Origin of the sequence: Litoribrevibacter euphylliae (assembly GCF_042646085.1) — a bacterium.
GTDB classification, from domain to species: domain Bacteria; phylum Pseudomonadota; class Gammaproteobacteria; order Pseudomonadales; family Litoribrevibacteraceae; genus Litoribrevibacter; species Litoribrevibacter euphylliae.
On the sequence record NZ_JBHRSZ010000009.1, the window covers coordinates 249,404 to 274,089 of the forward strand.

Genomic DNA, 24,686 nt, shown 5'->3' on the forward strand with positions numbered 1-24,686 from the left:
TCGAGAACTCGCATCGCACCTATGAGTGCATAAAAAATAAGCGAGCAAAGAAGAAACTAACGAAGGAGAACATCGGTGCAGATAACCCGACATGTCTTGCTTTGCCTATTTCTAGCAACGCTAGTGACAGGCTGTAAACTCTTGCTTCCCAAACAATATGACGAAGCCGAAACCCATTTCACTGCAAAGCAATACGATAGGGCTGTAAACGCTTATCTTTCTGCAGACCGTGAGTCTCCTGATAACGTTCATATCAAACAAGGCTTAATTAAGGCCTACTCTCATAAAGCGGTTGCTCTTTATGAAGATGCACAATCTCGTCCTACTGAAGACATCGATAATAAAATCGATCTCTATAAGAAAGCACAAACAGCGAATGCCAATGCTAAACAAGTGTTAGCAAAAATCGTTGTTCTTGAGCCATTAAACCCTGAGGTCAAAGCACCAAGTTCTCGCCCTGGCCAATTACTCCTGCCGCCCAATGGCGATGAAATGGAATATACGGCTCAGATCAAGCTATACCAAAAGACACTAACCAAACTGAAAGCCTATACCGCTGAAGCCTTAATGGAAGAAGAGAACAACCAAGCTAAGGTTGTTCAGGGTCTAAAAGACGCCATCGCTTTAATGAAGAAAAAGCCAGACGGCCCTATTCAGGCGTATGAAGCCTACAAACCCTACGACAAATATTCGAAATACATGGCCAAAGCCAAAAAGGCTAAGAACGCGGTAGAAAAGACAGCAGTCAATTTTTACGAAGCTCGCGGCCTGTATTATGTTTCCAAAAACGCCTTTGCAATGGCCTCAAAAGATTTCAAAGCCGCGCAAAAAATTAATAACACATCACATCAAGCCACTGCCGGATTACTTGCCGTTACAGCCAAACAGCAAATCAACAAAAGTGAATACGAAAACGCCTTTACGTCGTTAGAACAAATCAACAAAACCCATACAGATAGTAAGTTCTATAAAAAGCACATTGATACAGTACGAACGCAAGTTATCGATCGTGGGTTAGTTCGTGCTAAAAAACTCACTCTATCAAGCTCTATCAATGACAAAGCCGACGCATTCAACATCTACCACGAACTATTACCTATCGCCCAGCCGAGCAAGCCACTGACTGCAAAAGTCAACATAGCGATTGGCCAACTTCAGGATCAAGTAGCACGCAACCTAACTGAGCGCGCTATTGTCCTCAATGCGAAAAACGCTTTTGCCTATTCATCAAACATTTCAAGCTTACTGAGCAGCGCGCATGGCTTCTCTGAAAAAGCTGCCATTCCATTCAAACAAATGGCCTACCGTGCAAATCAAATCTCTCAAGAGAAACTAGCGCTTCCCGTACTGTTCGCTACCGAAGGTCGAGATGCCACGCGCAACCCAGATTTCAAAGACTGGATGAACGAAGAAATTTTCTCTAGCATCCCTAAACTGGGTATCCAGAACGTAAAAGCCGCAGATGCGTATGACCTTCCGAATCAAGGCAAGAATATTAATCAGAGCCTTGCATTTAACGACACCGTGATCCCATTCGACCATACAGAAGTTCTCTTCTTGCTGGATGTAAAACGCTACAACTTCCAGGAAAAGGGACGCGATCGCCCGAAACGTAAGTCTTCTAAATATGTATCTAAACGCTACATGGTTCATAACCCGCAATGGGATCGCGCTAAAGAAAGTTATGAACGCGCTAAAGAAGCACACGAAGATGCAAAAGTCGCTGCCGAAGATCTATACAGAGCCTGTAAGCGTGAGGCAGAACGCCTTCTAGCACAAGCTGGACCTCTGGGTGGCATGCTTGCAGGCGCTGGCTGTCGGATAGGTACCAACGAACTGACAGCAGCACTGACTGGTCTAAACGATGCCAGAGATCAATATCACAACACACCTCGCAAAATTGAGAAAAAAGAAATTTCACGTTATCGCTATGATGAGTACACTGTTTCTGTAAAAGGCGAGTTAGTTGCTGATCTTTATGCTTATGACCGCCGCAACAATAAAAAGATAAAACTTGAACCGATCAAATTATCCATCAACAAAAGTGGGACTATTCTTAAAAACGTCAAACACGATGATGTAAATGGCCTCAAGAATGGTGAAAAGAACGTACCAGTCATTGAAGACGAAGTTCAGAAGAAAGAGCAATCAACCTTCAAACACGTTCGAGCTCAGATGGCCATATTCCTAGAGAATCACAACTGGAAACGCTTCTGTTATCAAGGTGAAGCTTTAGCCAAGAAAAAACTGGTTCATGCCTCTGCCGATGCATTCTCGCAATGTGTTGCCTTGGCCCCTAAGTCCTCAGGAAACAGCAAAGAAATTATTGCCGCCAACAAAGCCATTCAGGACTACATGGGCTTCACTCCGGACATGATTGCTAAGTACGGTTCAAACAAGAGTTACCAAAGCTTTGCAAAACAAAGCTACACCCTAAGTGACATCGAAGTAAAAGCGGCCCAAGAAGCCAGTACCTTTGCATATCTAGCACGCCCTAGCATTCAGCTGCCTACATTTGATCTAAACCAGGAAATTGCTGCCATGAAACGGGAGTCAACCACACCCGGCTCAGTCACCTCACCGTTCGGTGGAAACCAAGATGCCCAAACCGTTTCATTCGACATTCCAGCACCATAACTCATAGGATTGAACATGAACTTAAGCACGACTAATTTTCGAACACTTGCTCTGTCAGTATGCATAGGTCTGGCTGTTACGGGTTGTGGTAGCCAACAAACTAAACCTGTATCTGCAATGTCAGCTGCTGAAAAAGCCCAACTTGCCCAAGCTCAGGACCAAGTTGGCTCCATCATTGATAGCTCCATAGGAAAGTTTAAAGCCGCCGAACAGGATCAGGTTGCTATATACTCTCAACTTTTCTTTCAAAAAGCGGAAAAAGACATCGCTAAGCTAAAGGAAATGCAGAAAGAGTTTAACCCTGAGAAATCAGGTTTATTTGATTCAGGTTACAGCTTGAAAGACATTCAAGAACAGGCCACCGAAGCAAATAACAACACTCAAAAAGCCGTTAAAACCAAGCAGCTTATTATCACGCATCTAAAAGAGATTCTGGACAACCAGCAATATATCGAAGGTCTGGATTTGAGCAAATTCGAACCTGAATACAAAGGACTGCAGTCTGATGTAAAACGACTCTTTAAAGATCTGGAAACAACAGGACAATTTCAGGGTCTTGAAGATGACAAGCTTAAAGTTCTTAATGACCTACGAGCCTTTGAAGTCTCCGTCATCAGAGAAAAATACTATAGCCATCCTCAAAAAGAACTCGATGAGTTGCCAGAAGACACCCTTCCTGTCACATACAAAGAAGCTCAAAAGCGCCTGACAACCCTATCAAACACCATTCAGTCAACACCTCGGGCAATGGAAACCATTGAACTCCGCCAGAAAGAGGCATTAAAAGCATTAGCTCGTGCCCAGAACACACTGAAAGAGATCAACTGGATTGACGAAAATACCAACAAAGGCCTGGAACATGTGGTGCTTCGCTATCATAAACCTATGGACCGTGCGTTCCCGAATATCCTAAAAGAAGATCACTCCGAATTGGTATTCGAGGATCAGGTAAGTAAGTATTCATATCTTGTAACCACCTTAAAAAGCAGTCTTCAAAAAGAAGTAAGTTCTTTAGATGAAGCCACTATCAAAGCTGAAGCACAGAAAATTGCTGACCAGCAGTCAGCGGAGCTAAAAAAGAAACTTGAAGGCACGCACAACAAAGCGCTTCAAGAAAATGCAACAGCCACCAACGAAGCTGTTGCCAAGGCCAAACAAGAAGAGCAATTACGCTTTGAGGAAGAGAAAAAACAATTGGCCGCAACTCACAAACAAAAGCTAGATACAGCCCTTGCTGAACGCAACAAGCTTCAAATGGATCTAGAGAAAGCCTCTTTGGAATTGACTAAACTTCGTGAAGCTCATCGGCTAGCTCAAGAGCAACTTCAGCTTAAAGATCAAGAGCTTAAGACGGCAGCTACTGAAAAAGCTCAACCAACTAAAACCAACCAACAAGAGCCGAAACAATTAGCAGCAAGTACAACATCAGCTCCAAAGCGTAATTCCGTAGCCTCTGCGCCTGAAGTACAAAAAGCACCTGCGCCAGCACCAAAAGAAACAGCACCGGCAGCATCCGATGAAACCTTCAGCTTTGACTTTGAAATTGAAGACGTAAAACTGTAATCAAACCTAAGTCGCTGAGTTCTCTCAGCGACTTTCTTTATCATTCGTTCCCACTGCTTTATCTTTTCTCAGAAAATTAAACCCGTGTTGTCTTTTAAAACATTGAGATATTGCTCACATTTTGGCATCGTTCGGGTAATGACAATAAAAACAATTAGGTAACGGAAAATGCCAAAACATCACATACTTATTGAGAAAGAGTTTGAATCCAGCTTACCGGAAGTATTCCAAGCCATTTGCGACCATGAAAATTTTGGCAAGTTAATCGGCGCAAAAATCGTCAGAACAAAGGATGGAGAAGATGGCATTACTAACGGACTTGGCTCAATTCGAAAAATTGTAGCCAGCCCTCTGCCCTCTTTCGAAGAGACGGTAACGAATTACCAAGAAAACCAGTATTTTGAATACAAAATTACTAAAGGTAGCCCAATCAAAAATCATATTGGGAAGCTAACCTTCAGCAGTACTCATGATAAAACTCTACTGAGATATACCATTGATTTTGACATGAAATTGCCTATTCCATTGTTAGGAACGGGATTAGCAAAAGTCCTAAAATCTCAGATTTCTTCAGGACTCAACAAAATCAAATAGCAGAAACAGCGTGATATAAACGCTTATATTTTACAAGCTGGTTATCAATCAGCTTGTAAAAATAAGTAAATTCACCCGCATCAGAAGGATACTTAACACAAACTACATCACCAGAAAGAGAAACACTCATTTGAATCACCACTGTATAAAGCCAACAATATTGCATTTATATACAGTACTGTATAATTATTCAATACTTTTCTCGTATTTTTTGCCTGAGCTGAACTTACCTTTAAGAAGATCGAATTATGAAAAAGCAACCTCTCTTTATCTCTCTCATAGCCCTCATGTTAGTGTTAGTAGGGCTCAGCTATAGTATCAAGGATGAAACAAAGCTCTCGTTGGCAGTTTCAGCTGAGCGAGCCATTGCCGGCTTAGAACAGAAAAGCATTCAAATTAACGATCACAAAATTGAATATCTTGAAGCAGGTAGCGGCCCTGTCATTCTTATGATTCACGGCTTTGGCGCCAATAAAGATAACTGGATCAGAATGGCTAAGTATTTCTCTAATGACTACCGCTTGATCATCCCTGACTTACCTGGTTTTGGTGAATCAACTATTTTAGAAACAGCAAAATACGATGTAGACCATCAAACAAAGCGACTTAAGTCGATGATGGAAGCATTAGGCGTGGAACAACTACACATCACAGGAAATTCCATGGGCGGTTACATCGCGGCTCACTTTGCCAGCACATACCCTGAAAACACTCTATCTGCTTGGCTACTGAACCCACTAGGTATTGAATCAGCTGAACCCAGCGAAATGTTTAAGATGTTTGCTCAAGGGCATCATCCATATGTTCTACCGAGGAACGAAAAGGAGTTTAGACTCCTGATGTCGAAAGTATTCTTCGAACAACCATTAACGCCTGATTTTGCAATTCGAGCGTTAAATGAAGACTTTCAACGACACTATGAATCTAATTCAAGAATTGCTTTTGAGATTCATAAAGTAAAAGACGGGAAAATAGCTTTTAGCCATCCGATAGAAAAGTCACTGACAGCCTATCCAAATCCACTATTGGTCGTTTGGGGTGATGATGATCGTATTCTTGCAGCTGATGGCCTAAGAGTAATCAAAGAGCAACGCCCTCAAACAGATACAGTGATGATGTCTAATATGGGTCACGCCCCCATGCTTGAAGCACCAGAACTCACTGCCAACACCATCAAACAGTTCCTGGAAAAGCATCAGTTATAGATCCGACTTAAGAGCTATTCACTCAACAATTCAAGCAGCCCTAATTCTAGGGTTGCTGCCACCAAAATCAGATATCGAAGCGCCTTACCAATAAATGTCAGAGTTAAGAAAACCCCAAGCTTAACCCGCATTACTCCGGCAATAAAAGTTATGGCATCACCGCCGATTGGCGCCCAGGCCATCAACAACGACCACACGCCATATTTCTGAAACCACGCCTGTGCGGTATCCAACGCCCTCCCCTTAAAAGGAAAGTACTTTGAGTCTTTATAATGCAGCAAATACAAACCAATATACCAATTAACCCAGGCACCCAAGGTATTTCCCAGCGAAGCCACGAACCACAAAGTTACCCATTGATCCGGCGATTTAATCAACAAACCAACCAAAACCACCTCAGAATAGAAAGGCAAAATAGTCGCCGCACCGAACGCCGAAAGAAACAGAAGCAAATAATCCCAAAACATCTCGATAAAACTTATGAACCAATAGGTAAAAAATTAGAAATAGCTCCAGAAGGAGTCACTAATGCATCCAGTATGTGAATCCATCCTGCAGACGATAATTGCTGAGTTCGCTCCAAATGATCAGAGTAAGCGCGGCATAACTTATCCAATAGCGATGCATCATACGCTAACTTTTCTACCATAACCCAGTTATTCCATGCTCCCGTCAAAGACCATGCAGGATCATCCACCTCTGAATTAGGCAAACGATAGTGAAAGGTCGGCCTGGAAGACACCAAAGAAGAGTCCACTTTTCGTTGCACCAAGTCAGGAAGAATCGTCATAAACAACGGTAACAAATCCAATGGCCGATTTCGTGTCGGATTAAATTCGAGATAGTCCATAATCACAATATCCAGCGGCGGATTATATCGGGGATTAATCACCAGTTTCACATAATCCAGCGGAAACGGCTGTATGTATGGATATATCTTTCGAACAATATCAACGCTCTCTAACACCAATAAACGATCATAAAGACACAAGAAGGCCTTTAGAACAGGTAAAATATTGCTAACATCCTTTGATACTACCTCAGGATTAAAGTGCAGCCCTAGTGCCCTAAGCGGCTGATTACGCGTTCCTTTGGCACCTCGTCGGTGTAATCCAGTAATTAACTGATTCAAAGTGTAGAGTTCGGTTATTTTAATTGGTGGCGACACGACTTCTAATGATGCTAAAGAACGTAGAAGCTTCTCTATGATTCCCGGCTCTATCTGTTCATCACGATCCATCGACAGAAGAACTTCAGGCTTATTACCAAACAAACGAGAAACTATGCCGTCTGATTCAAAGGACGTACCTTTCTGAACTTGCTTCAAATAGTTTGAATCATATTCAACCCGGAATGAACCATAACTACTGCAATCAACGGCAACTTCATAATCAGAACGCCGGTTGATGGCACCACCACATACATCTCGAACCGCTTCAGCAGCGCTTAATAAATCAATCCCAACAAACTCCAACTCAACACCAACCCGTCGAATGTCACCCTGGCTTGTTCGGATATTAGATGGCATATCCATATAGCTTCACTCAGAAAACCCATAGAAGTCATATACCAGACTAGCTAGGCTTTATGTCATTAGAGTGACCAGGGGTACTGAAGAGCATGTTATTTATGACATAAAAAAACCCGCGACATGCGCGGGTTTTTTCTGCAATCTCTCGATTGCTAAGTAACAGCTACTCTTGTAACTATTACTGATCAGCAAGCTGCTGCTTGATAAGATCACCAATAGTGGTAGGACCAGATTGCTCTTGCTCCTGATCACGGATCTTCTTCATCGCTGCTTTTTCATCATCAGTGTCTTTCGACTTGATAGAAAGGCTGATAGTACGGTTCTTACGATCTACAGCTACGATCTTAGCTTCAACCGCGTCACCTTCGTTCAGTACGTTACGAGCATCTTCAACGCGATCGTTGCTGATCTCAGAAGCTTTAAGAGTCGCTTCAACGTCTGCAGCTAGCTCAACTACAGCGCCTTTCGCGTCAACTTCTTTAACAGTACCGTTAACGATTGCACCTTTGTCGTTCTCAGCTACGAACTCAACGAACGGATCGCTTTCTAGCTGCTTAACACCTAGAGAGATACGCTCACGCTCTGGGTCGATAGACAAGATAACAGTTTCGATTTCGTCGCCTTTCTTATAAGCACGAACTGCTTCTTCACCAGCTTCGTTCCAGCTGATGTCAGAAAGGTGAACTAGACCGTCGATGCCACCGTCAAGGCCAATGAAGATACCGAAGTCAGTGATAGACTTGATCTTACCAGTAACTTTGTCGCCCTTGTTGAAGTTGCCAGAGAAGTTTTCCCATGGGTTAGTGTGACACTGCTTGATACCTAGAGAAATACGACGACGCTCTTCGTCGATGTCTAGAACCATAACATCTACTTCGTCACCAACCTGAACAACTTTAGATGGGTGGATGTTCTTGTTAGTCCAATCCATTTCAGAAACGTGAACAAGACCTTCAACGCCTTCTTCAAGCTCAGCGAAACAACCGTAGTCAGTTAGGTTAGTTACGCGCGCAGTCACTTTCGCACCTTCTGGGTAACGGTCAGTGATTGCTTGCCATGGATCTTCACCTAGCTGCTTAAGACCTAGAGAAACACGGTTACGATCGCGGTCGAACTTAAGAACTTTAACATTGATTTCGTCACCAACGTTTACGATCTCGCTTGGGTGCTTGATACGCTTCCAAGCCATATCAGTGATGTGAAGAAGACCGTCAACACCACCAAGATCAACGAACGCACCGTAATCAGTAAGGTTCTTAACGATACCTTTAACTTCTGCACCTTCAGCCAATTCAGCCAATAGAGCATCACGCTCTGCACTGTTTTCAGCTTCAAGAACTGCACGGCGAGAAACAACAACGTTGTTACGCTTCTGATCTAGCTTAATTACTTTGAAGTCTAGCTCTTTGCCTTCCAAGTGCGCAGTATCGCGAACTGGACGAACATCAACCAAAGAACCAGGTAGGAATGCACGGATGCTGTTAACGTCAACTGTGAAGCCGCCTTTAACTTTACCGTTGATGATACCTTTAACGATTTCACCAGCGTCGTAAGCTTTTTCAAGCTCAATCCAAGACTCAGCACGCTTAGCTTTTTCACGAGATAGACGAGTTTCACCCCAACCATCTTCAACTGCTTCAAGAGCAACCTGAACTTCGTCACCAATGTTCAGTTCGAAGTCACCGTTCTCGCTAACGAATTGAGAACGAGGAATAACGCCTTCAGACTTAAGACCAGCGTGAACTGTTACCCAGTCACCAGTGATGTCTACGATGATACCGGTTACGATTGAACCCGGTTTCATGTCTACGGACTTAAGGCTTTCTTCAAATAATTCAGCAAAGCTTTCGCTCATGTTTATACCTAATGTTTAAGTGTGGTTACTCCCAGCCTAAACCGGTCATACCACTCACCATGCACCAGTCTACATGGGTCTGCTTATGTAATCCCGATACATGCCTTGACTGGAATTTCTGGCATATTCAGGAAGTTCAGATCAAGCCTACTTCAGAGAGCGCATCAGAAATTTGACTGACAACTTCATCGATAGAAAGATGCGTACTGTCTATTTCAATAGCATCATTCGCCGGCTTTAATGGCGCCACAGAGCGGTTCATATCCCGGTCGTCGCGCGCTTTGATCTCGTCTAAAATGGCGGCAATACTAACAGATTCACCACTTGCCTTCAACTGATTATAGCGCCGTTCAGCCCGTTCCTCCGCAGAAGCTGACAAATAGACTTTGACTGGCGCCGAAGGGAAAACAACCGTCCCCATATCTCGTCCATCAGCGATCAAACCTTGCTCAGTAGCAAAGGCTCGCTGACGATCCAGTAAAGCATCGCGAACTGGTGTTAGTGCAGCAACTTTGGAGGCTGCATCCCCACACTTTTCAGTGCGAATTTGAGAGGCAACATTTTCCCCTTCAAATACAGGAACAAGAAGCTCATTACCCTCTTCCAGCTTAAACTCAACATCCAGAGTTAATGCAAGCTCAGCAAGCTTATCTACATCATCAAGCTCAATGCCATGCTTCAATGCCCCAAAGGCAACCAAACGATACAAAGCACCACTATCCAGCAACTCCCAGCCCAGCTTCTGGGACAGAATTTTTGCCACTGTTCCTTTCCCGCTGCCACTTGGCCCATCAATTGTCAGAACTTTCAACATCTTTCTTAACTTTCCCTAATTTACCTATAAAAAAGACCTCCTAAGAGGCCTCTTAAATAACGGAATTTTAGACTTCCTGAGCCGTAATATTCATCCCCACCTGCTGAGCCAGCTCAACAAAATTCGGGAACGAAGTAGCGACATGCTCCGCACCTTTGATAACAATATCACCCTTGGCACGCAAACCAGCCACTGTGAACGACATAGCAATTCGATGGTCACCGTGACTGACAACTGTTGCCGAGCCCATCTCACCACCTTTAATGACCATACCGTCTGGCGTTGGTTTTGCGTCAATCCCAAGATCTATCAGGCCATCCGCCATCACTTGAATACGATCGCTTTCTTTAACTCGAAGCTCTTCCGCCCCAGTTAAAATCGTTTCACCTTCTGCACACGCAGCTGCAATAAACAGCACAGGGAATTCATCAATTGCCAATGGAACCTGATCTTCCGGAATGTGAATGCCTTTTAGCTGAGCGGATTGAACACGGATGTCAGCTACCGGCTCGCCACCCACTTCTTTTTCATTAAGAAGCTCAATATTAGCTCCCATGGCTTTCAAGATATTAATCACGCCAATACGAGTCGGATTCATTCCAACATGACGAATGGTAAGATCAGCATCCGGTGCTATCGACGCTGCAACCATAAAGAACGCAGCCGACGAAATATCCGAAGGCACATCAATCTTGGTCGCGGTTAAAGACCCACCCGACTGTAATGTTGCCGTCGCACCTTCTATTTTAACTTCATAACCAAAGCCATTTAGCATTCGCTCGGTATGATCACGTGTCGGCGCAGGCTCAGTAGTGCTGGTTTGACCTTCCGCGTACAAGCCTGCAAGCAATACACAGGATTTAACCTGAGCAGACGCCATCGGTAAATCATAATGAATACCTTTGAGTGACTGACCGCCTTTAATTTTAACAGGAGGACGACCACCTTCACCTGTCTCTATCACCGCACCCATATCACGCAAAGGCTTGGCGACTCGCTCCATAGGCCGCTTTGAAAGTGACTCATCACCCGTCAGAGTCACATCAAAATCCTGACCTGCCAACAAACCGCACAATAAACGCATAGAGGTTCCAGAGTTCCCCATATACAGAGGCCCTGGAGGCGCCTGAAGCCCATGCAACCCAGCACCATAAATCTTTACTTTACCGTCGTAAGGGCCTTCGATAACAACACCCATATCGCGGAATGCCTGAAGAGTGGACAATGCATCCTCTCCCTCAAGAAACCCTTCCACTTCAGTAATGCCCTTCGCTAGCGCACCTAGCATGATAGAGCGATGAGAAACGGACTTATCTCCAGGCACACGAATCGAGCCCTGAGCAGTCCCACCCGGTTTTACGTGGTATTCAAGATTTTTTGTAGTCATAGGTTTTAAGTACGGAGTACCGTCTAATATTCGATTAAAATGTTCTCTAGCCGCTTTTGCTCGGGTAAATATCCCAAGCATTTCCTGGCTATTCTGATTCAAAATAGCTTCTTTAACCCGCTGCACACCCTGTTCAAAGTGCTCCAGAGAACGCATCACTGCGCGCGTATTGGTTAAAAAGATATCATGCCACATGGTCGGATCGCTGGCTGCAATACGCGTAAAGTCCCTAAAACCACCCGCCGCATAACGAAAAATATCCAAGCTCTGATCTTCACGAGCTAAGGTATCTACTAACGAAAAAGCCAACAAATGAGGCAAGTGACTCGTGGAAGCAAGCACCTGATCATGATACGCAGGAGACATCGCCAAGACTTCAGCGCCAGTAGACGCCCACAGTTTCCTTATGGAATTCACGGCCTTGGAAGACACCCCCGGAGGAGGCGTAATAATAATTTTATGCTTTACAAAAAGAGAGGCATCCGCCGATGCCACCCCACTCTTTTCAGACCCAGCAATAGGATGGCCAGGAACAAAGCAACGCGGCAAGTAACCAAACGCATCAGCAACAGAGTCAATCACTGTTCCCTTAACACTACCAACGTCGGTAATTATGGTTTGATCTGCCACAAAATCCCGCATTTCACGCAATACCGGATTCATAGCTTTTACCGGTACAGACAACATAATCACATGAGCGCGCTGAGCACCACTAGGCAGATCCTGAGCAATTTCATCAATCACCCCCAACCTAAGTGCTGCTTCCATCTCATCTGGATTACGATCAAATCCAATGATATGAAGGTCAGGATTGGCTTTTTTAACCGCTTTAGCAAATGACCCGCCGATCAACCCCAAACCAACAACAAAAATATTCTCAACAGGCAATGTTTGAATGATTTTTTCCGGGCTAGCCATCAAGTTCCATCTCGTTCAAAACATCAATAAAGCGCTGATTTTCTTCCTGAGTACCAATACTCACCCTAAGATGATTCGGCATCCCGTAATTAGCAACAGGCCTTAATATTACCCCTTGCTTTAAGAAAGATTGGTTAATTTCTGAAGTCTCTCGTGCAAAATCAACGGTAATAAAATTACCTTTACTTGGAATATACCCCAGGCCCCTTGCCTCAAGCGCCTGAATTATCTGTGCCATCCCCTTACTATTTAGTTCTTTACTAGCAGCCAAATACTCTTCATCCTGCAAAGCAGCTTTAGCTGCTGCTAGTGCTAATGAATCAACATTAAAAGGCTGACGAACTCTATTAAGCAAATCTGCGATCTCAGGTGCAGACGCCGCCCAACCAACCCGCAACGAAGCCAAGCCATAGGCTTTAGAAAAAGTTCGGGTTACGATCAAATTTGGATACAGAGGCAAGAGCTCAATACCATCTGGGTAATTTTCATCAGAAACATACTCAGAATAGGCCTCATCAAGCACAACGACGACATCCTCAGGCACTTTGCTCATGAACGACTTAAACTCAGCCACATCAAACATAGTACCCGTCGGGTTATTTGGATTGGCTAGAAATACCACTCGTGTTTGAGCATTAATCGCCGCAGCCATTGCATCTAGGTTATGAGCATAATCCCGTGCAGGAACAATATTGAGGTCAGCGCCAACCGCCTGAGTTGAAATAGGATAAACAGCAAACGCGTATTGAGAAAAAACTGCATTCGTACCTGACTGAAGAAAGGTTCGAGCAATTAGATCAAGCACATCGTTTGAACCATTACCTAAAGTAATTTGTTCTGCCGTCAGGGCAAAATGCTCAGACAGTGCTGACTTCAACTCAAAACCATTACCATCAGGGTATCGAGTCAGCTCTGATAACTCAGCTTCAATTGCCGTCAAAACAGCTTTTGATGGCCCTAATGGATTTTCATTACTGGCCAGCTTAACAATATCTTTTGGGTCCAGCCCTAGCTCTCTTGCTAATTCATCCACCGGCTTCCCTGGAAGGTAGGGATGCAATTTAGCCACACCAGGAACAGCATTATTTATTAGTTTAGTTAAGCCAGATGACATTCAAATTCCCTTACTTTTATTACCTGAGCAGAATCAAACGACTAAAGCACACCGCATGGATAAGAGCCTAGAATCTTCAGATCAGTTGCTCGCTCACCAACATCTTTAAGCGCTGTCTGAATCAACTCATCAGTAGCATGCCCTTTGAAATCAATGAAGAATACATAATTCCAAGCACCAGACTTAGACGGTCTCGTCTCAACTCGAGTCAAGTCGATACCTAAACGATGGAACGGCTCAAGTAAATCATGCAAAGCACCCGGCTTATTACGCATTGAAACCAGAATCGACGTCTTATCGTCGCCACTTTCAGGCACTGGATGACTACCAATAATCAAGAAACGAGTCGAGTTATCTGGCTGATCTTCGATTTTTTCAGACAGTTTTTTGAGGCCATATAAATTTGCCGCCGTTTCGCCGGCAATAGCAGCCGCATTCCACTCACCACGAACGTGTTTAGCTGCCTCAGCATTACTACTTACGGCCACTCGCTCAGCATGAGGGTAATTTGCATCTAACCATTTACGACACTGAGCCAACGACTGAGCGTGCGAATAAATGCGAGAAATCTTATCTTCTTTGGTTACATCACTCATTAGAAGGTGATGATGGATACGAAGAACCACCTCACCACAAATATGGATATTGCTGTCCATAAAGTTATCAAGCGTATGATTAATAACGCCTTCTGTGCTGTTCTCAACCGGAACTACACCATAAGCAACCGAACCTGCAGCCACTTCACGGAAAACTTCATCAATCGCAGACATAGGAACGGTAACCGCCGAATGACCAAAATGCTTCAATGCGGCTTCTTGAGTAAAGGTGCCTTCAGGCCCTAGAAAAGCAACTTTGACAGGGTCTTCCAAGGCAAGACAAGCAGACATGATTTCACGGAACAAACGAGCCATTTCTTCATCGTCAAGCGGCCCTTCATTCAAATCCATAATTTTACGCAATACTTGCGCTTCACGCTCAGGACGGTAGAACTGAGTAGAATCTGCCCCAGCAGCCGTCTTAACTTCAGCCACCCGCTGCGCACACCCTGCACGATCGCTGATCAACTTAAGAATCTGCTTATCCAGTGAATCAATCTGATCTCTAAGTGAGAGTAATTCTTTTTCTGTAGACACCTTAAATACCTTGTCTTTATCATTAACGGAAGCTATCTATTCACTTCCCAGTTTAGCTCCCAATAATAAAACCCCGTCTAATTCAGACAGAATGCTTCAGAAGCTAACCCTTGCTGTTATGCATACTCTTTTTCGAAGGACTTCATAAACTCAATTAGCGCATCCACTGCACGCTCAGGAACAGCGTTGTAAATACTTGCACGCATTCCACCCACAGAACGGTGACCAGCCAAATTAAGCAAACGCGCCTCATCTGCTTTTTGAAGGAATTTAGCATCAAGATCACTGTTGGCCAAAACAAAAGGCACATTCATACGAGAACGATATCTTGGCTCCACAGGATTTGAATAGAAATCACTGGCATCAATATAGCCGTATAATTTTTCTGCTTTACGCTGATTAATCTCTGCTACGGCTTTCAATCCACCCTGGCGCTTCAGCCACTTAAAGACTAAGCCAGATAAATACCATGCGTAGGTAGGTGGAGTATTATTCATAGACCCCGCTTTCGCATGCACTTGATAGTCAAACATTGCAGGTGCAAAGCTCTTAGCTTTACCAAGCAGATCTTTACGCACGACAACAATGGTTAAACCAGCAGGACCGATGTTCTTTTGAGCTCCGGCATATATCAAACCAAATTTATTAACATCCAAAGGCTCTGACAAAATGCTCGACGAGTAATCCGCAACCAGAGGCACATCCACCTCAGGAATATAATCAAACTCAACACCACCGATGGTTTCATTCGGTGTGTAATGCAGGTAAGCCGCATCTTTCGACAAATTCCACTGACCGAAATCAGGTACCGTTGAAAAGTTTTGCTCTTCACTGCTAGCGACCACATTCACATCACAGTAACGCTTGGCTTCAGCAATAGCTTTCTTCGACCACTGCCCTGTATTTACATAATCCGCAGAGGTTTTATCACCCAATAAGTTTAGCGGCACCATGCTGAACTGTGAACTTGCCCCACCCTGTAAGAACAAGACTTCATAGTCATCACTGATGGCAAGCAAATCTCTAAAGTCCTGAGTTGCTTCTTCTGCAATAGATACAAACTCTTTACTTCGGTGGCTCATTTCCATTACGGAACAACCCACACCTTTCCAGTTCGCGATTTCTTCTTGCGCTTGAAATAGCACTTCTTCCGGCAACGCTGCCGGGCCTGCACAAAAGTTAAATGCTCTAGCCATTAGAATTCCAGCAAATAATTTAAAACGAGTTACTAAAAAGAGGTTCGTATAAAGGAGAGAAAAGCCTGCCGAAATTCGACAGGCTCAAACAATTACTCCTGAGGAGCATCGCCTTGATCAGTGGATCCTTCTACAGAACTATCAGTTGCAGGCAAAGATTCACCATCAACAGCTTCGTCCTCAAGATCACCCTCTTGCTCTTCAGGTTCTGCAATACGCTCAACACGCACCAAACGCTCACCTTCAGACAGGTTAATCAGGCGAACACCTTGAGTATTACGACCCAATACTGAAACTTCATCGATACGAGTACGTACAAGAGTCCCTTGATCGCTGATTAACATCATCTCATCACTGTCATGGATAAGGGTTGCACCAACCATCTCACCATTACGTTCCGTAGTCTGCATCCCAATTACGCCCTGACTGCCACGGTTGTACGTTGGGAAGTCATCAACACGCGTACGCTTACCATAACCACGCTCACTGGCGGTTAAAACATAACCTTCCTCATCAGGAATAATAAGTGAAATCACACGGGCATCTTCTGGCATCTTAATACCACGAACACCACGTGCAGTACGGCCCATAGCACGAACATCAGACTCACTGAAACGCACCACTTTACCCGTGTTCGCCGACAACATAATGTCACGTTCACCATCAGTAATCGCCGCACCAATCAGACGATCATCATCCTGAAGTTCAACCGCGATCAGACCTGAACTACGCTGACGAGCAAATGCTGTCAAATCTACCTTTTTAACAATACCGCGTTGGGTAGCCATGAATACATAGTGCCCCTCAACATATTCACGTACAGGAAGAATCGTAGAAACCTTTTCATCTTCATCCAAAGGCAATAGGTTGACGATTGGACGCCCTTTGGCTTGTCGACTTCCAGAAGGAATTTCGAAGACGGTCAACCAGTACACCTTACCCTTATCAGTAAAGAGCATGATGGTTTCATGAGAGTTAACCACCAATAAGTGCTCGATATAGTCTTCATCCTTCATATCCGTGGCAGACTTACCTTTACCACCACGCCTCTGAGCCTGATAAGAATCCAGCGGTTGAGTTTTCGCGTAACCACCATGAGAAATGGTCACCACCATCTCTTCTTCAGGAATAAGGTCAGCGACGGTCAAATCCTGACGAGAAGCGATAATTTCAGAGCGACGCTCATCTCCGTACTCTTCGACGATGGCTTCAAGCTCTTCGCGAATTACTTCCATCAAACGTTCGCGACTGCCAAGAATTTCCAACAACTCAGCAATCAGATCAATTTTCTCTTTGTACTCATTGATCAGTTTTTCGTGCTCTAGACCAGTCAAGCGATGTAGACGCAATTCAAGAATTGCTTGAGCCTGCTCTGGTGAAAGATGATATTTACCATCTCTCAAACCGTATTTTTCCGGAAGTTCTTCTGGGCGACACGCATCCGATCCAGCACGCTCTAACATATCCAAAACATTGCCAGGTAACCAAGGCGTCTCAATCAAACGCTCTTTAGCCACGGCAGCTGTGTCGGATTTCTTAATGGTTTCGATGACCGGATCAATGTTCGCAAGCGCTACAGCCAAGCCCTCTAAGACATGACCACGCTCACGCGCTTTACGTAGCTCATAGATAGTTCGACGAGTGACTACTTCACGCCTATGCTGAATAAAGGCTTCAAGCAACTCTTTAAGATTTAGTGTTTTTGGCTGACCATCTACCAGTGCAACGGTATTGATACCAAACACATTTTCAAGCGGTGTCTGAGAGAATAAGTTATTTACAACAACATCCGCATTCTCACCACGCTTAAGATCAACCGCAATACGAAGACCGTCTTTATCTGATTCATCACGAAGTTCAGAAATACCTTCAATCTTCTTATCTTTTACAAGCTCGGCGATTTTTTCAATCAAGCGAGCTTTGTTAACCATGTAAGGGATTTCGGTGAAAACAATGGTCTCACGACCTGTTTTAGAATCTTCTTCAACATGATGACGCGCGCGCATATAAATGCGGCCACGGCCAGTGCGGTATGCCTGAATAATCCCTGCACGGCCATTAATATAAGCACCCGTAGGAAAATCAGGACCAGGGATGTATTCCATTAAGGCATCTACATCAAGCTCTGGATTTTCAATTAACGCCAAACAACCACTAATTACTTCTGTTAGGTTGTGCGGAGGAATGTTCGTTGCCATACCAACCGCGATACCTGAAGAGCCGTTAACCAACAAGTTTGGTATGCGAGTTGGCATCACCTCTGGAATTTGTTCTGTACCATCATAGTTTGGTACATAATCGACAGTCTCTTTCTCAAGATCTGCCTGAATTGCATGTGCAATCTTATTCATTCGAACTTCGGTATAACGCATCGCAGCAGCTGCGTCGCCATCAATCGAACCGAAGTTTCCTTGCCCATCGACAAGCATGTAGCGCATTGAGAAAGGCTGCGCCATCCGCACAATAGTGTCGTATACAGCAGAATCACCATGCGGGTGATATTTACCGATCACATCACCTACAACACGTGCAGATTTTTTATAAGGTTTATTCCAATCGTTACCAAGCACATTCATCGCGAATAGCACTCGACGATGCACTGGCTTCAAACCATCTCGTACGTCGGGCAAAGCTCGACCAACGATAACACTCATTGCATAGTCTAAATACGACTGCTGCAACTCTTCCTCAATATTGATATTGCTTACTTGTTTGGCAAATTCAACCATATAACCTAATTCCCTTGTCGTCACACAGTATGCGCACTTTATGTGTCAGCGACTAAAATCATGTTGAATTCAGAACCACTATTCATTCTTTTAAATATCGGGCTCTGAAAACTCAATAACAACAGCTAGGACATGCGCAATCCGCAACGCCTGATCAGAAGTTTCCATAAAATGGGAAGTTAACTGTCTGAAAATAAGATCGAAATCATACACCAAGCAAGCTGTTTTTTATAGAAAAACATCACTTAATGGTAGACAATATCGCAGCGATTCTTTTTGAATAAAGAAAGAACAAAGTCAGTAGCCAAAAGACTTACGAGTCAAGGAATCAAATATCATGACAAGCACACTACAAGCGCTTGAAGCACAATGGATAATTCAATATACCGCCCCATATGCTCTTGAAAACCACAGCCTCATCATAGCAGGCGAGACAATTCATGATATTCTTCCCACCGAATCTGCTCGAGAGAAATATCCAGACATAGAACGAATCACACTCGATCAACACGCACTAATTCCTGGCTTCATTAACACCCATAATCACGCAGCCATGACCTTATTCAGAGGCATGGCCGATGACCTTCCTTTAATGACATGGCTAAATGAGCACATTTGGCCAGCCGAAGGCCAATGGGTAAGTCACGCTTTTGTTAAAGACGGAACCGAACTAGCTATTGCCGAGATGCTGCTATCCGGCACCACCACCTTCAGTGATATGTATTTTTTCCCTGAAGCCGCTGCGGAAGTGATTGAAACATCCGGTATCAAGGCGCAACTTTGTACACCAATCCTGGAATTCCCAACCAACTGGGGAAGTGGTCCGGAAGAATACATAGAAAAGACCCGAAAGCTACTCGCTCAATACTCAGAGCATCCAAGAATCACTATTGCAGCAGGCCCACACGCCCCTTATACCGTGTCAGACAACACGTTTAAAGAGTGCATCAAGCTACAACAAGAAACAGGCTGCGCGATCCAAGTTCATCTTCATGAAACACAGTTTGAAGTTGATGAAGCAGAAAAAGAACACAACTCACGGCCTGTTGCACGCCTAAACCAGCTTGGAGCACTAAACCATAACACTCAATGCGTCCATATGACCGCTCTGAATGACGACGACATTAAGATGGTTGCTGAAAGCGGAGCTCACATTGTTCACTGCCCTGAGTCCAACCTTAAACTGGCCAGCGGCTTTGCCCCCATCAACAAAGCTCAAGCAAAGAACATCAACATCTCATTAGGCACAGACGGCGCAGCCAGTAACAACGACCTAGACATGCTCAGTGAACTAAGAACTGCAGCCATGCTTGCGAAAGCCGTCGATTCAGACGCCACTGCATTAAGCGCAATTGAAGCCTTGAAAGCCGCAACCATTAACGGCGCCAAAGCACTCAATATTGATTCTAGAACCGGCAGTTTAGAACAAGGTAAACTCGCAGACATCATCGCCATTGATTTGTCTCACTTACACTGCCAGCCCGTTTATGATCCAATTTCACAAATTGTATACACCGCCCGAAGCGATCAAATCACTAACGTGTGGTCTGAAGGCAATTTATTAGTCCGAGATCGCCAACTGACTCGAATGGATACGCGCGAAATCCTTCAAAAAGCAAATAATTGGAAAGAACAAATACAGGCGTCTCGATCAGCATCCTGATCAAATCTGCCAGCGAAGAAAACAATTTAAATACATGCCTCAGGAAGTAGAATGAGCCAACAGACACCATTAAATGTAGATAGAGAAGAAATCGCAAAGTTTGAAGCCCTCGCAAGCCGTTGGTGGGATCCAAACAGCGAATTCAAACCTCTACACGAAATCAACCCACTTCGTTTGAATTTCATCGACGAAAAAGCACCTCTTAATGGTAAACGAGTGCTTGATGTTGGCTGTGGTGGCGGAATTCTAGCCGAATCCATGGCAAGACGCGGTGCAGACGTTACCGGCATTGATATGGGCGAAGCACCGCTTTCGGTAGCTCAGCTTCATGCTCTGGAAATGGGCGTAGATAACGTAAATTATAAGCAGGTTCCTGTTGAACAGTTAGCAGAAGAGCAACCTCAGAGTTTCGACATCGTTACCTGTATGGAGATGCTGGAGCACGTTCCAGATCCATCTTCAGTTATTCAAGCTTGCGCCAGACTTGTTAAGCCCGGCGGACACGTCTTCTTTTCGACACTAAATCGCAACCCTAAATCCTTCTTATTTGCCATCGTTGGCGCAGAATACATATTACAGATGCTGCCTAAAGGCACACATGAATTTAAGAAATTCATAAAGCCATCAGAATTAATTCGATGGACACGCCAAGCCCAACTAAAAGCCCACGAATCAGTTGGATTAACCTACAACCCATTAACCAAAGACTACAAGCTTTCGAGCGATGTCGATGTAAACTACATGGTTCATACAACGCTGGATAATTAGACTCTTCTCGATGACGTATAAAGCCATATTATTCGATCTGGACGGCACCCTACTGGACTCAGCCGTCCATTTCCATTCAATCCTTGCTCAACTAGCAAGCGAAACCAACCTTCCAGCACCCAGTCTTGAGCACGTTCGAAGCTGGGCCTCTAATGGCGCCGCAGTTATGATTGAAAAGTGCCTGAAAGTCCCAGCAAATTCAGACAAGCATCAGATACTGTGCAATCGATTTCTAGAACTTTACGACATCGAAGTTCACAAAAGCTGTCCGCTATTTCATGAAGTAGAAACATTGCTCAGAGAGCTATCCAACAAACAAATCCCGATTGGAATCATTACCAATAAAGGGCGACGCTTCTACCAACACATTGAACCTCAGATCAATCCTATTGCACAGATTGCTATTGGCATCACTCGGGATGACGTATCTGAAATCAAGCCAAACCCTGAAGGACTCAACATTTGCAGCAATACACTATCAATTGCAAACGAAGAATGCCTTTATATTGGAGATCACCAAAGAGACATTGAGGCCGCCCATAACGCCAAGATGCCGAGCGCTGTTGCAAATTGGGGCTACCTGCAACCAGGAGATAACCCCCAACAATGGAACGCCACTCACATACTCAACACACCAAGTGATCTATTAACACTACTCTAAGAACCCCTTAGATAGAGCCTCTAATCTTAGCTATAATGCGCCAACAATTTGATTGAGATTTAATAACCCTATGTTTGACTACACCGCCCCAGAAAATTGCTTATCAGGCAAAAAGATCTTAGTTACTGGCTCAGCAGCAGGCATAGGCCGCGCAGCTGCCTTAACATACGCAAAGCACGGCGCTACCGTACTTCTTCATGGACGCAAAGAGAAAACGCTCAACCCTGTTTACGATGAAATCGTAAAGGCCGGCTATCCTGAACCCGCAATATGCCCACTTGATCTGGAATTCGCCCAACCGGAACAATACGAAGAACTGGCTGCCCTTGTTGAACAAGAATTTGGCACCATCGACGGCCTACTGAACAACGCAAGCATTCTTGGCGTGCGATCACCGATTCAGTCATATGACCCTTCCGTATGGATGAAAGTAATGCATATCAACGTTAATGGCTCTTTCATGATGACTCAAGCCATGTTGCCACTTATGCAACACGACAAACCTGCATCAATTGCCCTCACCTCATCAAGTGTAGGGCGAAAAGGCAGAGCACACTGGGGCGCCTATGCGGCATCAAAATTTGCTACCGAAGGACTTATGGAAACCCTTGCTGACGAGCTTTCAGGAATGTCACAAGTTCGCGTTAACTCAATCAACCCTGGCGCAACCAAAACACAAATGAGAGCTTGGGCATATCCTGGTGAAAACCCAAATGACAACCCATCCCCTGAAGACATCATGAACGTATACCTCTATCTAATGAGCGACGACAGCATTGGCACCACAGGCCAACAACTGAACGCACAATAAGAGAAACAGCTCTCAATAGCATTAATTCAAGCTATTGAAGCAGATAGAAAAGCCATATTCTTCTAGACTGAACCAAAGGCTTCAATAGAAGCCGTCTAAATTGAATATGGCTAAACTTCTATATGACCAAGCATCTACTTCTATCATGCTTTTTAGTTTTTGCACCCTCCCTCTGTTTTGCAGAAAAGATTGAAATCACAGTCGTAGGTGCTCAATTTCCACCCTATTTCACCAATCAGCCACCGCTGTATGGCATTACCGGAGAGATTATTCAATTAGCACTTAAAGACAGCGACTTTTTACCTACATTCAAAATCAAACCTTTTGCCAGAGCCCTGTCCGAAGCCAAAGAAGGAAAAGCCGACATTATTTCAGCTCTCTATCAGACCAAAGAACGAGAAAAACACCTTATCTACACAGACAATCTCATTACCTCCGACATCCTGCTATACCAACATTCCACCAGAAATCTAACTTATGACTCACTAGACAGCCTATCAGACCAAAGAATAGGACTAATTCGAAGCACCTCCACTCGTTTAAGCTTATCTAACAACCCAAACATACGACTATTCTTTATCAATCACTATCTCCAAGGTTTAGAGATGTTACGACTCGACCGTCTTGATTTTATGATCGGAGATCAACTAGTCATCGAATACCTGCTAAACAAACACGAACACAAGCTTCTCAGCCAAGAATTAAAACCAACCTATCCTGCACTTAAACAAGAACAAACCTTTATTGCCATCTCCAAAAAAAGCCCATACAACAAAGAACTCCTAAATAAATTCAATCAAGAACTCTCTGCATTAAAAACCAGCAAACAGCTAGAACACCTTATCCAAAAACACTTAACCCATAACCAACACTAAAAAGTCAAAAAGCCATCACTACAAAAACACACCACCTTCAGCGTCAGAACCATGACGGCAAAAATTTGCCGCCCGATTGATTCAGCGTCAACAAAACATCACAAAGCCGACACCTACAACCAAAAATGATAATAACCTATTGATTTAATTAACATTAAATATTCTGGCACATCTTTAGCTGTTACCTCCTTAACTAAAATTCATGACCGTCGATTTAGACCAGATTGTTAAGAGCCAGAGGTAGTTATGGTTACAACAGTTCAACCAAGACAACGAGTTTCCTTGAAAGATGCAAAATCTTTTTCTGCGTTTACGAACCTTGTAAAAACACAAGAGCGCCAAAAGGAAGTTCGCCAGAGACTAACAGCACAATTACAGACCACTCTGGATGTCGAGAAACTTCTAACTATCTTCTATAAAGAAGTTCAGCAGGTTGTTCAGGTAGGCGGCATCGTTTATCAAATTAGCGATCAAGACAATTTAACAGTCAGCTTAGGTCAGCAGCACACGCACCGCTGTACTTATCAGCTCTCTTCAGAAACAGAAGCAATGGGCGAAATCACCCTATCTCGCTCCAAACGCTTTATCGAAGAAGAGTTAACTATTCTGGAAGGCTTATTCAGCACACTGTACTTCCCTCTCAAGAATTCTTTAGCTTACCGCGCAGCCATTATGGCAGCCCGAAAAGACCCACTAACGAATACTTGGAACCGCGCGGCTATGGATGAAACTCTAGCGCGTGAGGTAGAACTCTCTAAGCGCCACAATCAACCTATGTCGATCCTGATGCTGGATATTGACCACTTTAAAGCAGTTAATGATCGATACGGCCACAGTGCAGGTGACATCATCCTTCAGGAAACAGCGAAGATCATTAACCACGCAAGCCGCCAAACAGATTTACTGTTCCGTTATGGCGGTGAAGAATTCTTATTAGTCCTGAATAAAACAGATCATAACGGCGCCACCATTATTGCAGAACGCATCCGCCAAGCACTTGAAGCTCATGCCGTAAAATGTGGCGAATCTGAGATCACGGTCACTTCAAGCATAGGTGTTGCCAGCTGCCGAAGCACAGATTCGACGGAAGACTTGGTTGGTCGAGCTGACAAAGCGCTTTACCAAGCTAAAATTGCAGGGCGAAACCAAACCCAATCTGGAGAATTAACTGGCAACAGCTAATTCACAGCAATAATCCAGAACAAAAAAAAGAGTGGTCATCGCCACTCTTT

Annotated in this window: 20 protein-coding genes; 10 read left to right on the forward strand and 10 right to left on the reverse strand. The window is 44.2% G+C overall.

The window, feature by feature from the left end; all coding sequences use genetic code 11:
• Positions 1-75 precede the first annotated feature (75 nt).
• The 3 genes from ACFOEK_RS20230 (at position 76) to ACFOEK_RS20240 (ending at position 4,794) form a co-directional block, all read left to right on the forward strand.
• Complete coding sequence (locus ACFOEK_RS20230; RefSeq protein ID WP_386723303.1) at positions 76-2,637, forward strand: hypothetical protein; 2,562 nt, start codon at positions 76-78, stop codon at positions 2,635-2,637.
• Between the two features lie 15 nt (positions 2,638-2,652).
• Positions 2,653-4,200: an SPOR domain-containing protein gene (locus ACFOEK_RS20235; RefSeq protein ID WP_386723304.1), complete on the forward strand. Its 1,548-nt coding sequence runs from the start codon at positions 2,653-2,655 to the stop codon at positions 4,198-4,200.
• A 168-nt stretch (positions 4,201-4,368) separates the two neighbouring features.
• Complete coding sequence (locus tag ACFOEK_RS20240) at positions 4,369-4,794, forward strand: SRPBCC family protein (RefSeq protein WP_386723305.1); 426 nt, start codon at positions 4,369-4,371, stop codon at positions 4,792-4,794.
• On the opposite strand, the gene ACFOEK_RS20245 is transcribed toward ACFOEK_RS20240, so the two are convergent.
• Positions 4,787-4,924, reverse strand: a complete 138-nt coding sequence (locus ACFOEK_RS20245) for a hypothetical protein (RefSeq protein WP_386723306.1) — start codon at positions 4,922-4,924, stop codon at positions 4,787-4,789. The two genes, ACFOEK_RS20240 and ACFOEK_RS20245, sit on opposite strands and share 8 nt — an antisense overlap.
• A gap of 118 nt (positions 4,925-5,042) precedes the next feature.
• Between ACFOEK_RS20245 and ACFOEK_RS20250 the strand changes: the two genes are divergently transcribed.
• Positions 5,043-5,999 (forward strand): alpha/beta fold hydrolase, encoded by a 957-nt coding sequence (locus tag ACFOEK_RS20250; protein WP_386723307.1) that lies wholly within the window; start codon positions 5,043-5,045, stop codon positions 5,997-5,999.
• Positions 6,000-6,013: 14 nt separating this feature from the next.
• On the opposite strand, the gene ACFOEK_RS20255 is transcribed toward ACFOEK_RS20250, so the two are convergent.
• From ACFOEK_RS20255 to gyrA, 9 genes are all read right to left on the reverse strand, one after another.
• A complete protein-coding gene (locus ACFOEK_RS20255; protein WP_386723308.1) occupies positions 6,014-6,466 on the reverse strand; it encodes a YqaA family protein in 453 nt (150 codons plus the stop codon).
• A gap of 11 nt (positions 6,467-6,477) precedes the next feature.
• A complete protein-coding gene (locus ACFOEK_RS20260; protein ID WP_386723309.1) occupies positions 6,478-7,533 on the reverse strand; it encodes an amidoligase family protein in 1,056 nt (351 codons plus the stop codon).
• A 175-nt stretch (positions 7,534-7,708) separates the two neighbouring features.
• Entirely contained in the window at positions 7,709-9,385 is a 1,677-nt protein-coding gene (gene rpsA, locus ACFOEK_RS20265; protein WP_386723310.1) for a 30S ribosomal protein S1, read from the reverse strand.
• 136 nt (positions 9,386-9,521) lie between these two features.
• Positions 9,522-10,199 carry a (d)CMP kinase gene (gene cmk, locus ACFOEK_RS20270; RefSeq protein ID WP_386723311.1) on the reverse strand — a complete coding sequence of 226 codons (678 nt, stop codon included), beginning with the start codon at positions 10,197-10,199 and terminating at the stop codon, positions 9,522-9,524.
• Between the two features lie 67 nt (positions 10,200-10,266).
• The gene (locus ACFOEK_RS20275; RefSeq protein WP_386723312.1) at positions 10,267-12,504 is read right to left on the reverse strand and encodes a bifunctional prephenate dehydrogenase/3-phosphoshikimate 1-carboxyvinyltransferase; all 2,238 of its coding nucleotides are present in this window, start codon (positions 12,502-12,504) and stop codon (positions 10,267-10,269) included.
• The gene (gene hisC, locus ACFOEK_RS20280) at positions 12,497-13,618 is read right to left on the reverse strand and encodes a histidinol-phosphate transaminase (protein WP_386723313.1); all 1,122 of its coding nucleotides are present in this window, start codon (positions 13,616-13,618) and stop codon (positions 12,497-12,499) included. Before hisC ends, ACFOEK_RS20275 begins: the two co-directional genes overlap by 8 nt.
• 41 nt (positions 13,619-13,659) lie before the next feature.
• Positions 13,660-14,751, reverse strand: a complete 1,092-nt coding sequence (gene pheA / locus ACFOEK_RS20285) for a prephenate dehydratase (RefSeq protein ID WP_386723314.1) — start codon at positions 14,749-14,751, stop codon at positions 13,660-13,662.
• Between the two features lie 116 nt (positions 14,752-14,867).
• Positions 14,868-15,947, reverse strand: a complete 1,080-nt coding sequence (gene serC, locus ACFOEK_RS20290; protein WP_386723315.1) for a 3-phosphoserine/phosphohydroxythreonine transaminase — start codon at positions 15,945-15,947, stop codon at positions 14,868-14,870.
• A 92-nt stretch (positions 15,948-16,039) separates the two neighbouring features.
• Positions 16,040-18,676 carry a DNA gyrase subunit A gene (gene gyrA / locus ACFOEK_RS20295; RefSeq protein ID WP_386723316.1) on the reverse strand — a complete coding sequence of 879 codons (2,637 nt, stop codon included), beginning with the start codon at positions 18,674-18,676 and terminating at the stop codon, positions 16,040-16,042.
• Between the two features lie 337 nt (positions 18,677-19,013).
• Here gyrA and ACFOEK_RS20300 point away from each other — a divergent pair, with 337 nt between their 5' ends.
• From ACFOEK_RS20300 to ACFOEK_RS20325, 6 genes are all read left to right on the forward strand, one after another.
• Positions 19,014-20,339 carry a TRZ/ATZ family hydrolase gene (locus ACFOEK_RS20300; protein ID WP_386723317.1) on the forward strand — a complete coding sequence of 442 codons (1,326 nt, stop codon included), beginning with the start codon at positions 19,014-19,016 and terminating at the stop codon, positions 20,337-20,339.
• Between the two features lie 51 nt (positions 20,340-20,390).
• Entirely contained in the window at positions 20,391-21,107 is a 717-nt protein-coding gene (gene ubiG / locus ACFOEK_RS20305; protein ID WP_386723318.1) for a bifunctional 2-polyprenyl-6-hydroxyphenol methylase/3-demethylubiquinol 3-O-methyltransferase UbiG, read from the forward strand.
• 10 nt (positions 21,108-21,117) lie between these two features.
• A complete protein-coding gene (locus tag ACFOEK_RS20310) occupies positions 21,118-21,768 on the forward strand; it encodes an HAD family hydrolase (protein WP_386723319.1) in 651 nt (216 codons plus the stop codon).
• A 70-nt stretch (positions 21,769-21,838) separates the two neighbouring features.
• Entirely contained in the window at positions 21,839-22,579 is a 741-nt protein-coding gene (locus ACFOEK_RS20315; RefSeq protein WP_386723320.1) for a YciK family oxidoreductase, read from the forward strand.
• Positions 22,580-22,701: 122 nt separating this feature from the next.
• Positions 22,702-23,454, forward strand: a complete 753-nt coding sequence (locus tag ACFOEK_RS20320) for a substrate-binding periplasmic protein (protein ID WP_386723321.1) — start codon at positions 22,702-22,704, stop codon at positions 23,452-23,454.
• A 246-nt stretch (positions 23,455-23,700) separates the two neighbouring features.
• Positions 23,701-24,636: a GGDEF domain-containing protein gene (locus ACFOEK_RS20325; protein ID WP_386723322.1), complete on the forward strand. Its 936-nt coding sequence runs from the start codon at positions 23,701-23,703 to the stop codon at positions 24,634-24,636.
• Positions 24,637-24,686 lie beyond the last annotated feature (50 nt).

Excerpts from the sequence above, each read along its gene's own strand:
- ACFOEK_RS20260 (WP_386723309.1), bottom strand. The coding sequence starts at position 7,533 with ATGGATATGCCATCTAATATCCGAACAAGCCAGGGTGACATTCGACGG.
- ACFOEK_RS20255 (WP_386723308.1), bottom strand. The coding sequence starts at position 6,466 with ATGTTTTGGGATTATTTGCTTCTGTTTCTTTCGGCGTTCGGTGCGGCG.
- ACFOEK_RS20310 (WP_386723319.1), top strand. The coding sequence starts at position 21,118 with ATGACGTATAAAGCCATATTATTCGATCTGGACGGCACCCTACTGGAC.
- ACFOEK_RS20235 (WP_386723304.1), top strand. The coding sequence starts at position 2,653 with ATGAACTTAAGCACGACTAATTTTCGAACACTTGCTCTGTCAGTATGC.
- ACFOEK_RS20275 (WP_386723312.1), bottom strand. The coding sequence starts at position 12,504 with ATGGCTAGCCCGGAAAAAATCATTCAAACATTGCCTGTTGAGAATATT.
- rpsA (WP_386723310.1), bottom strand. The coding sequence starts at position 9,385 with ATGAGCGAAAGCTTTGCTGAATTATTTGAAGAAAGCCTTAAGTCCGTA.
- ACFOEK_RS20320 (WP_386723321.1), top strand. The coding sequence starts at position 22,702 with ATGACCAAGCATCTACTTCTATCATGCTTTTTAGTTTTTGCACCCTCC.
- ACFOEK_RS20325 (WP_386723322.1), top strand. The coding sequence starts at position 23,701 with ATGGTTACAACAGTTCAACCAAGACAACGAGTTTCCTTGAAAGATGCA.
- gyrA (WP_386723316.1), bottom strand. The coding sequence starts at position 18,676 with ATGGTTGAATTTGCCAAACAAGTAAGCAATATCAATATTGAGGAAGAG.
- ACFOEK_RS20245 (WP_386723306.1), bottom strand. The coding sequence starts at position 4,924 with ATGAGTGTTTCTCTTTCTGGTGATGTAGTTTGTGTTAAGTATCCTTCT.
- cmk (WP_386723311.1), bottom strand. The coding sequence starts at position 10,199 with ATGTTGAAAGTTCTGACAATTGATGGGCCAAGTGGCAGCGGGAAAGGA.
- ubiG (WP_386723318.1), top strand. The coding sequence starts at position 20,391 with ATGAGCCAACAGACACCATTAAATGTAGATAGAGAAGAAATCGCAAAG.
- ACFOEK_RS20240 (WP_386723305.1), top strand. The coding sequence starts at position 4,369 with ATGCCAAAACATCACATACTTATTGAGAAAGAGTTTGAATCCAGCTTA.
- ACFOEK_RS20250 (WP_386723307.1), top strand. The coding sequence starts at position 5,043 with ATGAAAAAGCAACCTCTCTTTATCTCTCTCATAGCCCTCATGTTAGTG.
- ACFOEK_RS20315 (WP_386723320.1), top strand. The coding sequence starts at position 21,839 with ATGTTTGACTACACCGCCCCAGAAAATTGCTTATCAGGCAAAAAGATC.
- serC (WP_386723315.1), bottom strand. The coding sequence starts at position 15,947 with ATGGCTAGAGCATTTAACTTTTGTGCAGGCCCGGCAGCGTTGCCGGAA.
- ACFOEK_RS20300 (WP_386723317.1), top strand. The coding sequence starts at position 19,014 with ATGACAAGCACACTACAAGCGCTTGAAGCACAATGGATAATTCAATAT.
- hisC (WP_386723313.1), bottom strand. The coding sequence starts at position 13,618 with ATGTCATCTGGCTTAACTAAACTAATAAATAATGCTGTTCCTGGTGTG.